General features: G+C 24.2%; 18 protein-coding genes. 6 read left to right on the top strand and 12 right to left on the bottom strand.

Features of this window, described 5'->3' with window-relative positions:
* Positions 1-6 precede the first annotated feature (6 nt).
* Complete coding sequence (locus ACZ91P_RS09250) at positions 7-186, bottom strand: hypothetical protein (RefSeq protein WP_465155310.1); 180 nt, start codon at positions 184-186, stop codon at positions 7-9.
* A 398-nt stretch (positions 187-584) separates the two neighbouring features.
* Here ACZ91P_RS09250 and ACZ91P_RS09255 point away from each other — a divergent pair, with 398 nt between their 5' ends.
* Positions 585-1,547, top strand: a complete 963-nt coding sequence (locus ACZ91P_RS09255; protein ID WP_465155312.1) for an IS30 family transposase — start codon at positions 585-587, stop codon at positions 1,545-1,547.
* Between the two features lie 158 nt (positions 1,548-1,705).
* Here ACZ91P_RS09255 and ACZ91P_RS09260 read toward each other — a convergent pair whose 3' ends face one another.
* From ACZ91P_RS09260 to ACZ91P_RS09280, 5 genes are read right to left on the bottom strand one after another with little or no spacing between them, the layout of a single operon-like run.
* Positions 1,706-2,890 carry a hypothetical protein gene (locus ACZ91P_RS09260; protein WP_465155314.1) on the bottom strand — a complete coding sequence of 395 codons (1,185 nt, stop codon included), beginning with the start codon at positions 2,888-2,890 and terminating at the stop codon, positions 1,706-1,708.
* Positions 2,880-3,818, bottom strand: coding sequence for a hypothetical protein (locus ACZ91P_RS09265; protein ID WP_465155316.1), 939 nt, complete (start codon positions 3,816-3,818; stop codon positions 2,880-2,882). The genes ACZ91P_RS09260 and ACZ91P_RS09265 overlap by 11 nt, the downstream gene beginning before the upstream one ends.
* A 6-nt stretch (positions 3,819-3,824) precedes the next feature.
* Complete coding sequence (locus tag ACZ91P_RS09270; RefSeq protein WP_465155318.1) at positions 3,825-4,235, bottom strand: hypothetical protein; 411 nt, start codon at positions 4,233-4,235, stop codon at positions 3,825-3,827.
* 9 nt (positions 4,236-4,244) lie between these two features.
* On the bottom strand, positions 4,245-4,925 hold the full coding sequence (locus ACZ91P_RS09275) for a hypothetical protein (protein WP_465155320.1): 681 nt from the start codon (positions 4,923-4,925) through the stop codon (positions 4,245-4,247).
* A gap of 17 nt (positions 4,926-4,942) precedes the next feature.
* A complete protein-coding gene (locus ACZ91P_RS09280; RefSeq protein WP_465155322.1) occupies positions 4,943-5,476 on the bottom strand; it encodes a hypothetical protein in 534 nt (177 codons plus the stop codon).
* A gap of 326 nt (positions 5,477-5,802) precedes the next feature.
* Here ACZ91P_RS09280 and ACZ91P_RS09285 point away from each other — a divergent pair, with 326 nt between their 5' ends.
* Entirely contained in the window at positions 5,803-7,401 is a 1,599-nt protein-coding gene (locus ACZ91P_RS09285) for a DUF6242 domain-containing protein (protein ID WP_465155325.1), read from the top strand.
* A 5-nt stretch (positions 7,402-7,406) separates the two neighbouring features.
* Positions 7,407-7,910 carry a lipoprotein gene (locus ACZ91P_RS09290; protein WP_465155327.1) on the top strand — a complete coding sequence of 168 codons (504 nt, stop codon included), beginning with the start codon at positions 7,407-7,409 and terminating at the stop codon, positions 7,908-7,910.
* 31 nt (positions 7,911-7,941) lie between these two features.
* On the opposite strand, the gene ACZ91P_RS09295 is transcribed toward ACZ91P_RS09290, so the two are convergent.
* The 6 genes from ACZ91P_RS09295 to ACZ91P_RS09320 are packed head-to-tail and all read right to left on the bottom strand — an operon-like array spanning position 7,942 to position 14,685.
* Complete coding sequence (locus ACZ91P_RS09295) at positions 7,942-11,169, bottom strand: hypothetical protein (protein WP_465155329.1); 3,228 nt, start codon at positions 11,167-11,169, stop codon at positions 7,942-7,944.
* Positions 11,170-11,172: 3 nt separating this feature from the next.
* On the bottom strand, positions 11,173-12,564 hold the full coding sequence (locus tag ACZ91P_RS09300) for a hypothetical protein (RefSeq protein ID WP_465155331.1): 1,392 nt from the start codon (positions 12,562-12,564) through the stop codon (positions 11,173-11,175).
* Positions 12,557-12,862 (bottom strand): hypothetical protein, encoded by a 306-nt coding sequence (locus tag ACZ91P_RS09305; RefSeq protein WP_465155333.1) that lies wholly within the window; start codon positions 12,860-12,862, stop codon positions 12,557-12,559. The genes ACZ91P_RS09300 and ACZ91P_RS09305 overlap by 8 nt, the downstream gene beginning before the upstream one ends.
* Positions 12,835-14,295 (bottom strand): PBSX family phage terminase large subunit, encoded by a 1,461-nt coding sequence (locus tag ACZ91P_RS09310; RefSeq protein ID WP_465155335.1) that lies wholly within the window; start codon positions 14,293-14,295, stop codon positions 12,835-12,837. Before ACZ91P_RS09310 ends, ACZ91P_RS09305 begins: the two co-directional genes overlap by 28 nt.
* On the bottom strand, positions 14,288-14,464 hold the full coding sequence (locus ACZ91P_RS09315; protein WP_465155337.1) for a hypothetical protein: 177 nt from the start codon (positions 14,462-14,464) through the stop codon (positions 14,288-14,290). The genes ACZ91P_RS09310 and ACZ91P_RS09315 overlap by 8 nt, the downstream gene beginning before the upstream one ends.
* Positions 14,465-14,484: 20 nt before the next feature.
* Positions 14,485-14,685: a hypothetical protein gene (locus tag ACZ91P_RS09320; RefSeq protein ID WP_465155339.1), complete on the bottom strand. Its 201-nt coding sequence runs from the start codon at positions 14,683-14,685 to the stop codon at positions 14,485-14,487.
* A gap of 1,049 nt (positions 14,686-15,734) precedes the next feature.
* On the opposite strand from ACZ91P_RS09320, the gene ACZ91P_RS09325 reads away from it, so the two are divergent.
* The 3 genes from ACZ91P_RS09325 to ACZ91P_RS09335 are packed head-to-tail and all read left to right on the top strand — an operon-like array spanning position 15,735 to position 16,844.
* Positions 15,735-16,019 carry a hypothetical protein gene (locus ACZ91P_RS09325; protein WP_338988664.1) on the top strand — a complete coding sequence of 95 codons (285 nt, stop codon included), beginning with the start codon at positions 15,735-15,737 and terminating at the stop codon, positions 16,017-16,019.
* The gene (locus ACZ91P_RS09330; RefSeq protein WP_465155341.1) at positions 15,974-16,465 is read left to right on the top strand and encodes a hypothetical protein; all 492 of its coding nucleotides are present in this window, start codon (positions 15,974-15,976) and stop codon (positions 16,463-16,465) included. The genes ACZ91P_RS09325 and ACZ91P_RS09330 overlap by 46 nt, the downstream gene beginning before the upstream one ends.
* Complete coding sequence (locus tag ACZ91P_RS09335; protein WP_465155343.1) at positions 16,446-16,844, top strand: hypothetical protein; 399 nt, start codon at positions 16,446-16,448, stop codon at positions 16,842-16,844. Before ACZ91P_RS09330 ends, ACZ91P_RS09335 begins: the two co-directional genes overlap by 20 nt.
* The last annotated feature ends 3 nt before the right edge of the window (positions 16,845-16,847 follow it).

The raw sequence follows: 16,847 nt of genomic DNA on the forward strand, positions 1-16,847 counted from the left end.
ATTCTACTATACTATAGCTGCTATTAATTCTGGTTCTGCCATTTCTCAAATTGATGAAAAAATACTAATAGCTTTTTCACAAAATAATTGAAAAACATCTTCATGAATTAATACGATACCGTTTTCTATTTGATTAAATAAAATATTAAAAATTAATACACTTAGTAAACTAAGTAATTTTTTCATTTTTTATAATTTCCTATCTTTTATCTTGAAACTTTTTTCAAGATCTATTGACATTATATATAAGCACTTTTAAATATATTTTAGAAAGGAAATTATACAAATGATTATTATTGTGATTATATTGTACTAAATCTGGGCTCGCGGAATTTTCATAAGTTTGTGAAAAATTCCTTAAAGTTTAAAAAAACTTTTGCCACGCTTTTCAAAATACTTGGGAAAAATTCTAAGCGTTAAGCGAAGAATTTTATAAAGGTTCCCAAATTTGTTTGAAAGAATCTCAAAATCTTTTTTAACTTATAAATCATTTTATCACAAAAATTTAAGAAAATCAACCGCTCGCCCAAAACCTCAAAAAACTATATAATTAGCTTTGTATATAAAAGAAAGGATTTTTTAAAATGGATAAAACAAAGCATCATTTTACTTTTAAAGAAAGAGTAATGTTAAAATATTTATTAGAACTTGATTCTTTAAAAAGAAAAAATGGTAAATCGAATATATCTAAAATAGCAAAAATATTGCATAAAAATCGCAATACAATTAGACAAGAAATAAAAAGGTTAAAAGATAATGAATATGACGCTAAATTAGCACACGAAGATTATTTACAAAAACGACAAAAATGTTTTAAAAAATCATCATTATTGCTAAATATTTTAGAATGACTAGATGAAAAATATAACAAATTTCATGATTCACCAGAACAAATCTGTAAAAAATATGAAAAAGAGTTTGGTATTAAATTTCCGGTATGTTTTAAAACTTTATATAAATATATTCATTTGGGATTTTTAAATTTCAAGAAAGATAATTTGTATTTTCATGGTAGAAAATATAAAACAAAAAATAGAATTGATAACCGTGGAAAAATAAGAAATTTTAGAACTATTGAAGAAGCAAAACATGATAAAAATGAATTTGGTTGATTTCAAATGGATACTATGGTTGGTAAAAATAATAGTGTTTGTTTAGTTTTAATCGAAGAATTAACCCAATTTAAAATTATTGAATCATTAAAAGAAAAAACAACAAAAGAAGTTACAAACGCATTAAAACGAATTTTTTCTAACAGATTTTTTAAAGATAGATGCAAAGGAACAATAACAGATCAAGGCAAAGAATTTGCTGATTGAGAAAAAATTGAAAAAATAACAAATGCTAAAGTATATTTTTGTGATGCTGGAACTCCAACTCAAAAACCCAAAGTTGAAATAGCAATTCGTGATTTTAGACATTGATTTTCCAAAGGAATTGATTTAAGTATTTATTCAAGAAATTATTATCAAGAAGTTGCTAATATAATATACTCTAAACTTAAAAAATCTTTACATTGACTATTTTCAAAAGAAGTTTTTATATAAATGTTTAATTTTTAATATAATTACCTATAAAAATTTTAATCATTTTATTTTTCAGTGTGCCAAAATTCATAAATTTAAAACAAAACTACTAAATTTTTTTAAAATAAATTATATTAAACATTTATTTTATTGGTGTTATAATAAAATTAAGTAGAGTGCTACACTTCATAGTACAATTTACAATCATTTTTTATTGAGCCATCTTGCTTAATTGTTATTCTTTCATATGAATTATCTGCTAAAAATGTAAAAATTGATTTTTGTGATATTGTTTCAAAATAATATGTTACAAATTTATTAGCAGATGCATAATCTGTTATTGAAATTGATATTTTATAGTAATATTTTGTTAAATCATAATTTGGAATTTTAAATGTTAATTTTTCGTTTGCTTCTGGATAATTAATTAATTCTCAATCATTGCCACCACTAATAGATATATCACCACTGCCTAATAATGAAGAACCATTAATAGTTTTAATATTTGTACCGCTTACTAATTTATCTTGTTTAGTATTAATATCTTGTGATGTTTTTACAATATATTTATCATCAACTTTTTCAATATAATTTTTATTTAAATCACTATCTTTAATAACATCCGATGGATTTTCACCACTTTGTTTTGCTTTTCAAACACCATTTTCTTCATAAATAGTATCATTATCAAACGGAACTACTAATTTAATATATTCATTATAATCAATTTTACTAAAATCATTTTTTGCAGGATAACTAATATTAATACTATTATCTTTAACAATTCTATTTTTTAATCAAAATAATAATGTTGGATAAAAAGTTTTTTTACTAATATGTTTATATTCTTCTTCTCATGAATGAGCATAATTATCTAAATTATAATTATAAGGTCTAAATACTGTTTTACTAGATATAATATCAATTATTTCACCCGCTAATTTTAAAGCATTTTTAACATCACGAGTAATATTTTCATTTGCTTCAGGGTCATTAGTTTGTGAATAAGCAACACCACCTTGTGAAAATGATGCACTACCAGTTAAATCATTAACTCCTTTTGGTAAATATCAATTAATAACTGCTAATAAACAAGCAGATTGAATATAACTTAATCATTTATCATATTCAATTAAACCAGTATTATCTTTTTTTACTCATGGAAATAATTCTTTTTTATTAATCTTATCGGAAATTGTCCCGCCTGATAATCTATCCATTCATAAACTAGTTTTTAAAATAGCATTATAAATTAAATTATCATTATAAGCAGATTGTTTTCTTTCATTAATAGGTTGTCAAAGTTTACTTTCTTTAACATCTTCAACTGTTATAAATAATAAATTACTTAAATTATTTTCCATATAATACACCTCTTAATTGATTACGATATTTATTTTTTAAATTACTTGGCTTATAACTATTAATTCTTGTTCTTGTTTTCTTAATTGTTTTAATAGTTTGATTAGTTTTGTAAAACATATTTTTAACTGGTGTTTTATATAAATTCTTAATATTTTTAACATCACTTCGACGTTCACGATACCATTTTTTATTATTAATTTCACCAGCAAAATTAAAATTAAAATGTCCAATCTTTAAATTATTAATAAAGTTTTTAATTTGTTGTAATTTTTGAACTGTTGGTAATGTTAATTTAGTAGTTCCTTTTGGGTATTTTTCTTTTAATGCTTGCGGTAATTGTTTTTTAATATAATTTCTTAAATGACTAGGTAATCATTTTCTTAATCAATAACGTCAAAATAAAGTCCCTGCATTAGATACAGCATTACTTAATAATTTTCATATTTCAACTGGAACACTAGGATAAACATATGGACCATAAAATTTCGGATGTTTTGCTGTTTTTCTATATATTAAAATAGTTAAATTACCTGTTAAAGTTAACTTATTTGTAATATTAAACATACCACTATCAAGTCAACTACTATTTAAAGGTTGTCAATTAGTATTTAAATAATTTTCATTTTTAAATTGTTCTCTATTTTTAATATTATTATCTTTTTCTAATTGACTTAATATTTGTTGTATTTCTTTTTTATGACCTTTTTTAATTAAATCTAAATAAGTAAATGGATTTAATCACTGATAAATATCTTCAACTTTATTTGTAATTTTATTATATTTATCACTAATATAATTAATTGGCTTTAATATTTTATTTTTAACTTGATTAACTCTATTAATTAAATTTACAAATTTACTTATTAAAGGTTTATTTTCTAAATTAGATACTAATAAAGTTAAAACGCGTAATATTAGTAAATTCATTTTATATTAACCTTGATTATTTGGTTTTGATTCTGGTTTTGATGCTGAAATTAGATAATCAACTGGAACTCTAAAAGTTTTATTTAGATTACTTTTAGCGGCAGTAATTTCATCTTGGCTTGGTTGTTTTTCCAAAATAATTTTACATGTTTTTGGATATAAAATTGTTGGTGTTGCATATTGTACTTTACCAATTCATTTAGGATTAGCAGTATCATTATCTAAAACTTGTTGAATAGTATCCATATTAATTAGATATGCTCATACTTGTTTATTAATAATTAAACCATTTACATTAGTAAAATTATAACCTTTATCACGATTAACTTGTCCTTTTGTATATATTTTTTCTAAATGAAAACTTTTAGACACAGGAATACCCATTGCAGTATTTTCATATAATTCACCATTAACCATTGCTTTTAATTAAGCTTGTGAACCAATTACTTTTAAATAAGCAGGTGTTAATCCTAAATACGCCCTACGACCTAAAACCATAAACATTTTATCAGTTGGTAAACCAAAATATAAATTACTAATTTGATTTGTTAATTCAATCAAATTTTCATTTAATGTAAAGAATGCTTTATTTGCATCATCAGCATTTTCAGCTGTATAACTACGAAATGGAATTACTTCATATTGACCATCTGCTAAACAATAATCATAAATAGCCTGAATTAATTCACATTCTAAATTAACAAATTTATTCTGTACAACACTAGAAATAGCATCAGCAATAACGCCATTTTTAATATTTTGTTCTATTAATGCTAAGTCAAAAGCTTCATTCATTAATTTTAAATTAAATCTTTTATCAATAGGAACTGGAATTCTTGTTAATCCCATTGTTTGAGTTGTCCCACCATTTGGTAATGAATAATCATTTTGTCATACCACACGATGAGTTAAATTATATAGTGCTTGACCAGCATTTGGTAATCAAGCAACTTGTTCTGCGGTTGCAGTAGCATACTGCATAATACTTGCATATTCATTATATAAAGGTCCACGCAATAAAGCATTAACCATATCAACATACGCTTTTTGGCCTGTTGTATTACCTTGTAATGCAAAAGGTACTTGTGGCAAATTAATTGTTGCCATAATATTTCACTCCCTTATTATCTAAGGTTTTTAAGTGTATAATCAGTTATTTTTTTAATTTCATCAGGAGTATATGCTCCTTTTTCTTTAATAGTTTCAATTTCATCATTCTTATTTTCAGTTGATTTTTCAATCATATCTTTAATAAAATTAGTTGGTGAAACTGCTGGTTGTTCTTGTACAAACAAATCAGGTTTTAATTCTTTTAAAGTTTGCATTTTTTCAGATAAAGAACTACAACTAACTTTTTCTAAATTAGTTTTAATATCTTCAATTTTAGTAGATGGAACATCTTTAAATGCTTTTAATTCATCTAATTCATTAGAAACTTTTAAATAATCTTCTTTTGAAATAGTATCTTTTCGTTTTTGTATACCTTCAATAATTTGTTTTGTTTCATTATGAAATTCATTTAAAATATTATCTGCAATTTCTTCACTTAAACCTTGTTCGATTAATTGTTCTTTTGTAAGTGCCATTTTATAAACCTCTCTTTTTTTATTCTTGTTCGAATAACAAGTCAGCATAAGTCTTTTTAAGGCGGAAAGCATAAACCGTAAATTACTTTTTTGTTAAAAGGATAAACCATTATAAGTATTTTACACTAATAGTTCACAAATGCAACACTTTATATTTTATATATTTATATATAAATAATATTATTATTTATTATATATTATATATATTATTATTATTTTTCTAAACTTAATATCTTTGATTGCTAATTTAGCCCTTAAAACGCGTAATAAGGGTTATTTAACAAGATAAATTTATTAAAATAAACGCTAATTTTGCTTGTATATATATATATATATATATATAATTCAGGTAGAACTTGATAAAAAGTTTCAAGGTTAAGAAAAGGAGAAAAACAAGTATGAAAAAGTTACTTAGTTTATTAAGCGTATTAACAATTAGCGGAACTGCTGTACCAACAACAATTGTCGCTAGTCCTTATCAAAAAGAAGAAAAATTAGATATAATCAAAAGGAATGTTTTAACAAATACATCTTTTGCTAAAAAAGTTAATGGACTTCCTGAAAATGAATATTTAGGGCCTCTTGAAGTTTTATCAAATGATACTGTTTATGTTGGAGTTGGTAATAAATTATATAAATCAAATGATCTAATTACATTTAATCGTATAGGAAAAGACATTAATAATAAATTTAATGACTATAAAAATATAAGCGCTATTGCGATTGCGCCAAATGGAACATTATTTGTGGGGACTACAATAAATGGTCTTTATAAAAGTACAGATGGAATTACTTTTAATAAAGTAAGTGGTATTATTGGAAATGAAAATATAAGACTTATAAAAATTACTAAGTATAATGTTATTTATGTAGGAACTTGAGAAAATGGATTATATAAAAGTGACGATAATGGAGTTTCATTCAATAAACTAAATATACCATCTAAAGAAACACAGTATTGAAGTATTGATATACACCCTAAAAACGGCTCTTTATTTGTAATAAGAAGTTCGGGTTTTTTTAATAGAGCAAATTTATATAAATCAAATGATGGGAATTCTTTTGTTGAAGTAAATGGTATTCCTGCGGGCACAGTTTCTAATGAAATAAAATTTTTGAGATTTGCATCTAATGGAGATATTTATATAAATGTAGACATTCAAAATAGATACGGAAATATTTGAGGTGGCGGTCCAAGCGGCGTGGAAATTGTCAGTAAATTATATAAAAGCAGCGATTCATTTAATTTTAGTGAAGTCACAACTTTACCAAGTAATATTTGAGTAGAATCTTTTGCAGTTGAACCTAATGGAGATATTTATATTGGAACAAGACCGGGAGGACTATCATATATCAGCGCTATATATAAAAGTCAAGATAATGGCAAATCATTCAATAAAGTAAATGGTATTCCTGAAGAAAAAGGTGTGGCTTCTATTATAGTTTCATCAAATGGTGCTGTTTATGCTGGTTTAAATAGAGAAATATACAAATCAACAGATGGTAATAATTTTGAAAAAATAATTGGAGCTGAAGTAGAGGATATTGCATGAAATATTAATTTTTCTTCTAATGAAAAAATTTTATATATTAAAACAGATAAAAGCTTATATTATATAAACATTAATAATCAATTATTAACAAATGAAATTTTTGAAAAATGATATGAACCTTTAGAACATGATAAATTAAAAGTTAAGTTTAATTTTGATACTATCAATAAGATTAAAGATATTTTAAATAATAATAAAAAAGAAGAATCTATAAACAAATTAAAATTAATAATTACTAATATTTCAAAATCAGATCATTCTGAAGCTGGTGGATCAATTACTAATGATGATGTTAATGTAATAGCAATATTTATTTGAGAACATTATAGTTATTTTAATGAAAAAAGACTTTCTTTAAATAATAATAAATCAATTATTATTGAAACAAATACTATTGGATATTTCGATAATACTAATCCAAATAATAGTATTTATATAAATTAAATTTTATGAAAAAAATATTAAGTCTTTTAGAAACAATCACTTTAATTGGAACAAGCACAACAAGTTTGGTTGCTTGTAATAAACCACAAGAATATACACCCGAAGAACTTAAAGAACTAAAAGAAGAAAACAAAATAAATACAAAAAATCAAACTATCAGAGATAATTTAGAATGAATAGCACCACAAGAAAAACCATTTAATACGGTTAATAACAAGTGATATTATATTGTATGAAAAGGTCAAAATTGAAATATTACTAAGTTTAAAAATAATAATCTAATAGATAGAACTCATCCAAGTATTGAAATTGATAAAAAGAATGAAGATGAAAATTATACTTTAAATTTAGAATGAAAATCACCGATGGTTACAATTGTTATTCGTTCTTATAGCGTTATAAGTGATTGACCTGCTACAAGATTTAAATCAGTTTATCGTTGAAATTTAGATACTAATATATCTGATTTATTAGATATTGATGAAAATGGTAATATAAAAGTTAAGTAAAAATAGAAAAAAGAGATGTAAATCTCTTTTTTTATCTCGGTTTAAATGTAATTTTAACTGGATTATCACTTTTATTGCGAATACCTAATATATTGGGATTATTAATATTTAATACAATATAATCTTTATTACCCCAAAATCATCTGGTACTTTTTAATATTTTTGCTGATAAATTACCAATTAATGTTTTTGAAAATCTAATTTTTAATTTTAAATCATTAGTATAATATGCTTGTAAATAAGTTTCTTTAATTTTATCATTAACTTTATTAGACCGTGATGTTATTTGTAATGAAAAATATATTTCAAATATATTATTTGGTGCTTCATATCTATTATAATATTTTTTTTCACTTGGTAAACCATTAGTATAACCAGTTTTAAATGTTTTAATATCATTTATTGGTATTTCATTAGTATTTAATACAATTAAATTATCAATATCAAATTTAAAATTAACTTTATCAACTTGTGAATAACCATCTTCTAATAATTTTACCTCTGATAATGAAAATAATTTATTATTACAATTATCAACTGCTCCATATAAATCAACATTTCTATCGGGAATAAAATTCTCTATATTTGCTTGTCCACATTCAACTTGTATATTATTAAGATTACTTATTTCAATAGTTTTATAAGCATCTTGAAATTTACTAATACTTTGAATAGTTGGGTCAATTTGTTTTAAGTCAATTTCTACCTCATAATAACCATAATTAAATTCATCTGCAAAAAAATTTATTGAATTACTATCTACTTGTTTACATTTTATTTCTGAATTAAATCTAGTTTTTAATGGTAGTACTACATCGGAAGGCATAATATCTTTGGTATATGGTTTATAGTTATATGGTACTGGTGGCAATACATATTCAGGGTAATTAAAGGTTGGTATTTCATAATCATGTGGTAATAAGAAACTAGTTTTGTAATTAGTTGTCATATCACGTAAATAATTATTTAATACACTTTTTGTTTTACCTCTGAAACTCCATACTGATAATTTTAAATAATCTTCTTCATTATTAGTATATGGGTTATCAGCATAAAAGATAATTTCAAAATTACCTTTATATAATGCTTGTATTGAAAACATATCAATAATATAACTACAATTTGTTCCATCGGGTGTTTGTAAGAATTCACAATCATTATCTTTTTCACTATCACTAACTGGTGTTTGAGCATCTACTGCTCTTACTAATTCATTAATTAAATATATACGATTAGTTTTAGGATTTAATTGTTTTAAATTATAAGTTGAATAAGTTATTCGTTCAGTTGGTTTATTATCTTTTTCAAAAACATTGCCTTGTATTTTATCGGTTAATAAAGTAGTAAAACTAAAACTAGTAGCATTAGCACCAATCATAGCACCAATTTTATCATTCCCTTGTTCTCTAAATATTTCAAATGGTAAATAACCTTTTCCAGCAGCTTTATCACCTCAAAAGGCATCATTATAAAAACTATAAACATTAGCACTCATAAAACCATTAAGTCATGGGAAATTAGGTCATTTATCATCTTGGGTAATTGTTAAATTTCCAATTCAGTCCCAAGGAATGCCAAACGAAACAAAGTTTAAAAACTTTCCAATAGCAGGTATAGTAAAAGGATTAAATACTAGTTTTTGCGTATAGTTTAAAGGTAATACTGTAATTTGGCGATTAATAAAATTATTCATATTTAAAATATCTCAAACATTACATGCACCCATTTTATTATATTCAATTTGAACATTACCAACTGTATTACCGAATTCATCTTTTCTTCTAAAATATGATGAGGCTTGGGTACTAATAATATTATTAATAGTTCCACTATTTACTTTTACTTTATCTGGTGGAGTAATCATTCAATTTTTAGACCAATAAGGCTTAGAATTTTTGTCTTCTTCCTTAATAGTTGTTCCAACAGTCGGATTGGTTGCTGTTGAACTTGCTTTATCTGTTATTATCATACCCTCATTATTTTTTTCAATTCAAAAATCAGACATTGATTGAATATGTTCTTTTCAATCTTTATATCCAGTAATAATAGTTGGTTGTATTCCTTGAATGTTATATCAACTTACTTCGGGTGAAGCATAAGTATTTATTTTATCAGGTGGTGCAGGAAACATGTTATACATTAATAAATCTCTTGAATTCATTACTTTTTTATTAAATTGACCTTTAATAATTGGTCGGCCAATAACTGGCATATCAAAAAAGATTGGATTACCATAAAATTTAACTGCCATTGCTCTAACACCTGGGTCTTTTAATAAAATCTCATCTAATTCAACAATACCTTTATTTAGTTTTTCATCATAAGTTATTTTAGGAAAACAATAACCTTCACCTGGGGCACTTGTTTGAATAAATTGTCGTACTGATAAACCACTATTACTAATTTTGTCATTAATACTTGAAAAAGTAATTTCTTGTCATAAGAAATCACCATCTTCTACGGAATAATAATTAATAACATTTGATGGATATAATCATTGTCTATCTTGGGGTGCAGAATTAATATCACCACCACCAATATTTAAACCACGGTCATTAAATACAATATAAAAATTATAATAATCATTAATATTTAATTTAGTAATATCTTCATCTAAAATTAATAAAGTATATTGTCGTTCTGTTGATTGTTGAGTAAATACTTGTTCAAATTTAGCATCACCAAATTTAATAGAACTTACATCATCAACCATATAAGCATCTCAATATTTACCAACTTTTACCTCTTTTGTATAAAAGTTATTGGCTTTATTATCATTATTCATAAAATAACTTAATTTATATTGATTTAAGTATTCTAACATTCTATTAATATCATAAATATTTTCACCATCAATTAATTTTCAATAAACATTATTATTTTCATCTTTTAATTTTATAGCAAAAGGTGTTTCATTATTTGCTCATATTGTTGAATTAATAGGTTCTTTATTAAAATCATCAATCGTTAAGATAGTAATTTCTTCACCTTTATATTTTTGGACTATTTTTAAACTACCTTGTCATTGAGCAATCGTACTTTCCATATTATCAAATATTCTTGAATAACTACCATAATCACTTGGTTTAGCATTATTAGGTTTTCAACCTGTTTCAGTATCAGGAATATATGAACTATAAACATTAAAAGGAAATACCATTCAATGTCTATGTTCTTTTATACTTTCTCTTATATCTATTGCAGTAGCACCTGCTCCTGTTCTTAATCATTGCATAGCTGCTGGACTAATTTTTTGCATTTATTAATTCTCCTTAATTTCTGTTCTACCTTGTACGGCATTTTGATTATTACCAGTTTCATCATATTCTAGTAATTTATTATTATGTTCAATTTCTTTGGCTTGCATTTTATCTTGTCATTTTTCTACTTTTTCAAAATATTTGGTTGCTTCTAATTCATCAATATTATCATATTCAGTTATTGCTCTTATTGGCTCCATTGTGCCATTTTTTAATCTAGCAGTAATTAATTCATTTTGTCGCATTTGATCTACTAAACTAGCACTAACAAAATCAAATCCATAAGGGCGTTCACCATTTCCATCTCATAAACCATAATATTTTAAAACAGTATCAAACATCTTAGTATAATATTGTTTACGATATGCTTGTAAATATGCTTGTTTTTCTAAATCTTTGGTTTTAGTTAATAATGATTGTGTTTTATTTTGGTCATTATCTGATTTATCACCAAAAGGACTAGAAAAATGACATGCTAAGTATACTTGTTCAATAATAGATTTTTGGTCTTCGGTATATGTTTCTAAGGTTGGTGTACCTTGTACTACTTGTAAAGATTGGGATAATTGACCATCTACTGTTGATGAACTTGATTGAACAAAAATATCATCAAATACATCTTGTAGCACTTTTTTATTGCCTTTGTTATAAGCAGTCATTAAATCATCACTTAGTATCCCATATCAATGCGTACGATTTGCATATCTTTCTTTTGATTTAATATTAAAACTATCTTCTAAATCAAATTGTAATTTATAACAATTTGCCATAGTTGGTCATGGATTTAAAGTGGTTGATGTTGAAAAAAATAAAGGATTAGGTTCATTTATCATTTCTCAAAAAGGGACTATACCTAATTTATTTTTAAATTCTTGTACTAAAACAGGTCTAACATCATCTTTAATTTGTGTTTTACTTTGACCAACAACTACTTCATTATTTTTGGGTCAACCTTTAATGACTATTTTATCTTTGGTACAAATTAAATTTAAAATAAAACCACTATCTGATTGATGATAATTTAATCAAATATCAGCACCGTGTTCAATTTCATTTATTTTACTTACACGAGATGTAAAGTTAAAAGGGTTAATTCATAAATCAATATTGCCATCACTAGTTTCTAATAAACCAAAGATAGTTTTACCCATTAAACTTGCTGTTAATTCATTCTTATCTAATTTTTCTTTTATTTTATAAGTTTCATATCATCAATTTAATTTTTCTAAAATGTCTTTACGATGCGACTTAAATAAAATATCTTTACCATTTATTAATCGCATTTGATGGCGAGCAATAATATTTGCTAAATTAATAGTTCAATCATAATTATAAAATTTTAAAACACTATTAATATCATTTAAGTTTGGTAAAGATGGATAGGTATTATTCATGGTTATTTTGCTCCTTTAATTTTAAGATAAGTGCATAATTAATAATATTTACTGTTAATAAACTAGGTTCATTTGCTAAAACTTGTACACATACTTTAACTTTTTGATATTTTTTAATATATTCGTTATATAAATTTAATTTACACATTGCTATATTATCTTTTTTTAATTCTTGACAAAGTCTTTTTTTAACTTGTCCACAAACAGACATATAAGGTCTTTTTGCATTTATTACACGCTCATCATGTATTACATAAATATCTTTTTTCATTAATTTATTCACTCCCTTTCTTGTCATAATTTATAATCTGCTGAACTATTATGCTTAACCATTGGTATTAATTCAAAATGTAAAGCATAAAAATCACTATCAAATATATCATCGTATAAGTCTAATACTTTTTCTTCTCTTGCTTCAGGCTTATCTTCTCATTGTATTAATTCATATTGGGTTTTACTTACAGGACATTTTTCTCATAATCATTTTAATTGATTAGTATTTATTAACATTGTGAATGCCTCTACACGATGTCTTACTTTAAATTTTTGTTTTTGTGCTGGTTTAAATGTCATATATTGACCAAAAGAATAATTATATTTTTCTCGGTTTAAACTTTGCAATGTTGAATAAGCACTATCATCAACATTAATTGATATTCCTTGTTGTATTAAATTAAAGTATTGATTTAATTGATTGTTATAAAAATCTAAAATATCTTTAACTTGTTCTAATTCAGTTTTAAATTGTTGTGTAGCATTTGAATGAGTATATTCAGCAACTTTATAGGCTTTTTTATCAAATGAGTTATATATTCAAAAACTAGCCGCTGTTGTATGTCCTTTAGGACTAGTAGCATTAGCAATATCAACACCACATAATAATTTAGTTGGTTGAATAATATCTGTTGCTTGCATAATATCAATATATCTATCAAAAATTGACCCACTTGTATTGCCAGGCAATCCTCAACTCCATACTCTTGCTCTTTCAATATCTAACTGTTCTAATCTTAATTGTTCATTAACTTTATCTTGTGGTAATTCATAATTTAATCTTCAACTAGAATAATGAATAATAATTTTCATATTTCATTTTTCAATATATTTAATTTGCTCATATTTACTACGCATTATTTCTTCATTAAAAGGTAATAATTCATTACAATAACCAACAATATATCTTTTTAAACTTTCAGGATTACATGTATTAATTGTTATTTTATTTTGATAACCACGAATAGCAAATTCTAAATCACTTAAATCTTTTTGTTGAAATTGGTCACATTCTTCTCGTCAATCAATAACTAATTTATATTTATTCAAATCAGCAAAGGCTTTTAATTTTTCTTTCCGACTTGGTGAATGCAATCCTTTACAATATATTTTGCTCCCATTTGATAAAGTAAAAGTAAAATTTGATAAATTAATAGTATAAGGTATATTATTTTCATCTAACATATTTCAGATATTTTGAAATACACTATCTTTTAAATCTTTACTCCAATACATACTAGCAATGATACAAATTGGTTCTTTAATTAATAAACTAATTTTTAATAATTCACCAAACATTTTAATATTTGATATAGTTTTACCACTATATCGCGTCCCAATTTGATTAATTTCATTAACTAATTCATATTTCTTAGCAAATGGATATTTATTATCAATACTACTATTTTGTAACAACCAATAAGGCGTTTCTAACAAATAAGTAAAATGATTAAGCATTATTATCACTTTCTTTTTTAATATCTCTAATATCCGTTTGTAAATTAACTATTATTGGTTCTTGATTATTTAAGTTTAATTCTTGTTCCAACTGTTTTTCTTGCAGTGAATATTTATAATTAAATGCTCGTTGTCAATATAATTTAGCACCATCAGGTGATTTCATCATAAAGTTAATTATTTCACTTTCTATTCTATCAACTTTTTTTCAAGCAAAGGAACTATCTTTTCGCTCGCATAAGTATCATATCTTCACTTGCGAGAAAGATTGAATTCATTGGTTAAATTGTTCAAAGTATATGGTTTATTAGGTGATTTATTTTGCCAAAATTCATCTATTTTACGATAAAATGTTCGTAAACTTGCTGTTTTTGGATTAAATTCTTTCATTTTTTACTCCTTTATATGGTTAAATATAAGTAGAGAAAAACATGTACTGAAGAACTTGACACGGTTCTTTTTTTATTATTTATAATTTTACATCAAAATAAAAAAAGTAAAGTAATTTACTTTTTTCAGTTGTAAATTGTAAATGCAAATGTAGCACTTTATTGAAAAAGAATAAAGTGCTTTTTATTTTGTAAAAAATACTTATATTTATTGGATTAATCGTTAGATAGTATCTTTTACACTTAATAAAATATGTTTTTTCAGAAAAATCCATCCTTTCTTTTCTTAAAAAATTTTGAATAATTGTTTTATTTAGTTGTTAGTTAATTGTTAAATATAATTACTAAAAAATATATTTAATAAACAAAGAATTAAAAAAGATAATGAGATAAAAAAATAAAGATACTATCTAACGATTAATCCAAAATTCAATCTTTAAAACTTAATATTTTTTGATGCTTAAAGTTGGATAACTCATCTATGGCACGAAGTCTTAAAGAAAGTGTGAAAGCGATCGGATTTACTCTCCTATTTATTTCTTTAATTCTCGACAAGATTAATCACTTGTGAAATGTCAGAGCATGTGTTTTTTGGCTTGTTTTCATAAAAAGAGTGTTGTTAAACCGAAAAAAACAATATCGGACACTAAAAAAACAAGAGGGTTGGAACTCCAAAAGGTTATTTTCTTTATATAAAGTTGTGTAGGGATGGATGAAGCGTAATTAATAACTGGGTAAACTGTTTTTTGTTTATTTCCGTATGGGGGTAAACTCTATCAAAATATCCTATCCGCCCCCGCTCACCTTCAAAGTGGAGCGGGCGGCGAAGTAATTAAATATTAAAATAAATTATTTACTAAATATCAAAATATTAACCAATAAAGGAATATTATGTTTTTTTACAGAAAGGAAAATATTTGATGAAAAAATGAAATAAAAAAATTAAAAATAAATTACAAGAATTAATGATACGAGCTTATCTGGTAACAGTAAATGATATTAATGATGAAATTTGAGCAACAAATAAAAAGAATTAAGGAGTATAGATAAATGACAGAATATAAAAGTAAATATATTAATAAAACTTGAAATGAAATAACAACATCATTTGATTGAGTTAATTGTCAACCTATTAATTGTCGTATTTCACATCATAAAAAGCATTATGATTTGCAATGTTTAGAATGAGCCAAAATGTACTTAAATTTATTTAAAGACAAGTGAGATGTTATTGTTTCATATATGCAATATTATAAAATTAACGATATTTTAGATTTAGCATCCGATGGATGAAAAATATTACAAATTGACAAAAAAATAAAACAAATAAATTAAAATATATTATTGCAATTGACCCTGCTGGAATTGGACAAACTGGTATTATTATTTATCATGTTTTGCAAAAGAAAATAATTAATAATATTACTTTTAATTCCAAAAATGAAGAAGAAGCAATAAATAATATGTATTTAATATTAAATGAGTTTAAAAATAAAATTTGTTCTTATTTAAATAAAGTTATTGTAATAATTGAAGATTATCAACTTCATAAGGGTTTAAAAATAAAAAATCCATTATCTACTCCTAAATTTATTGGTGGTTTAAAAGTTTTATGCAAATATCTATTTAATTTAAAATATATTTTACAATCACCAGTCATTAAGAAAAATTATATTTATAAAGGAAATATTAAAATGTCAGAGCACGAACACGATGCTTGAAAACATTTACAGTATTTTTTAGCAAAAGGAGTTGATAAAAATGGCACAAACAAAAAGTAATTTACCTAAAAAATCAATAACTAATAAACCTAAAATAAAAAATAAAAAAGTTAATAAGTTAGAATTAACTGTTAGATTACATGAAAATCCGATTAAAACTAAGATTAAGACACTGGTTGCTGGTGGTGTTGAAGTTGATGCTTGTTCGGCTAAATGTCAGTGAGAAGGATTAAATTACTCAACATTATCAATATATAACCCATCTATTTTAACTGAGTTTTTGAAATTAAAAAAAGATGATGAGATAAAAATTAAAGGCTCAGTATTTAATCAGTTAAATATAAAAACTAAACGCTATTTTTTGTCTTTTAGAGTAGACAGTTTTGAAATTATACAAAAAGCGATTAGAAAAAGAACAAATACAAATATTAAAAAATAGGAG

Source organism: Spiroplasma endosymbiont of Halictus nicosiae (assembly GCF_978018445.1).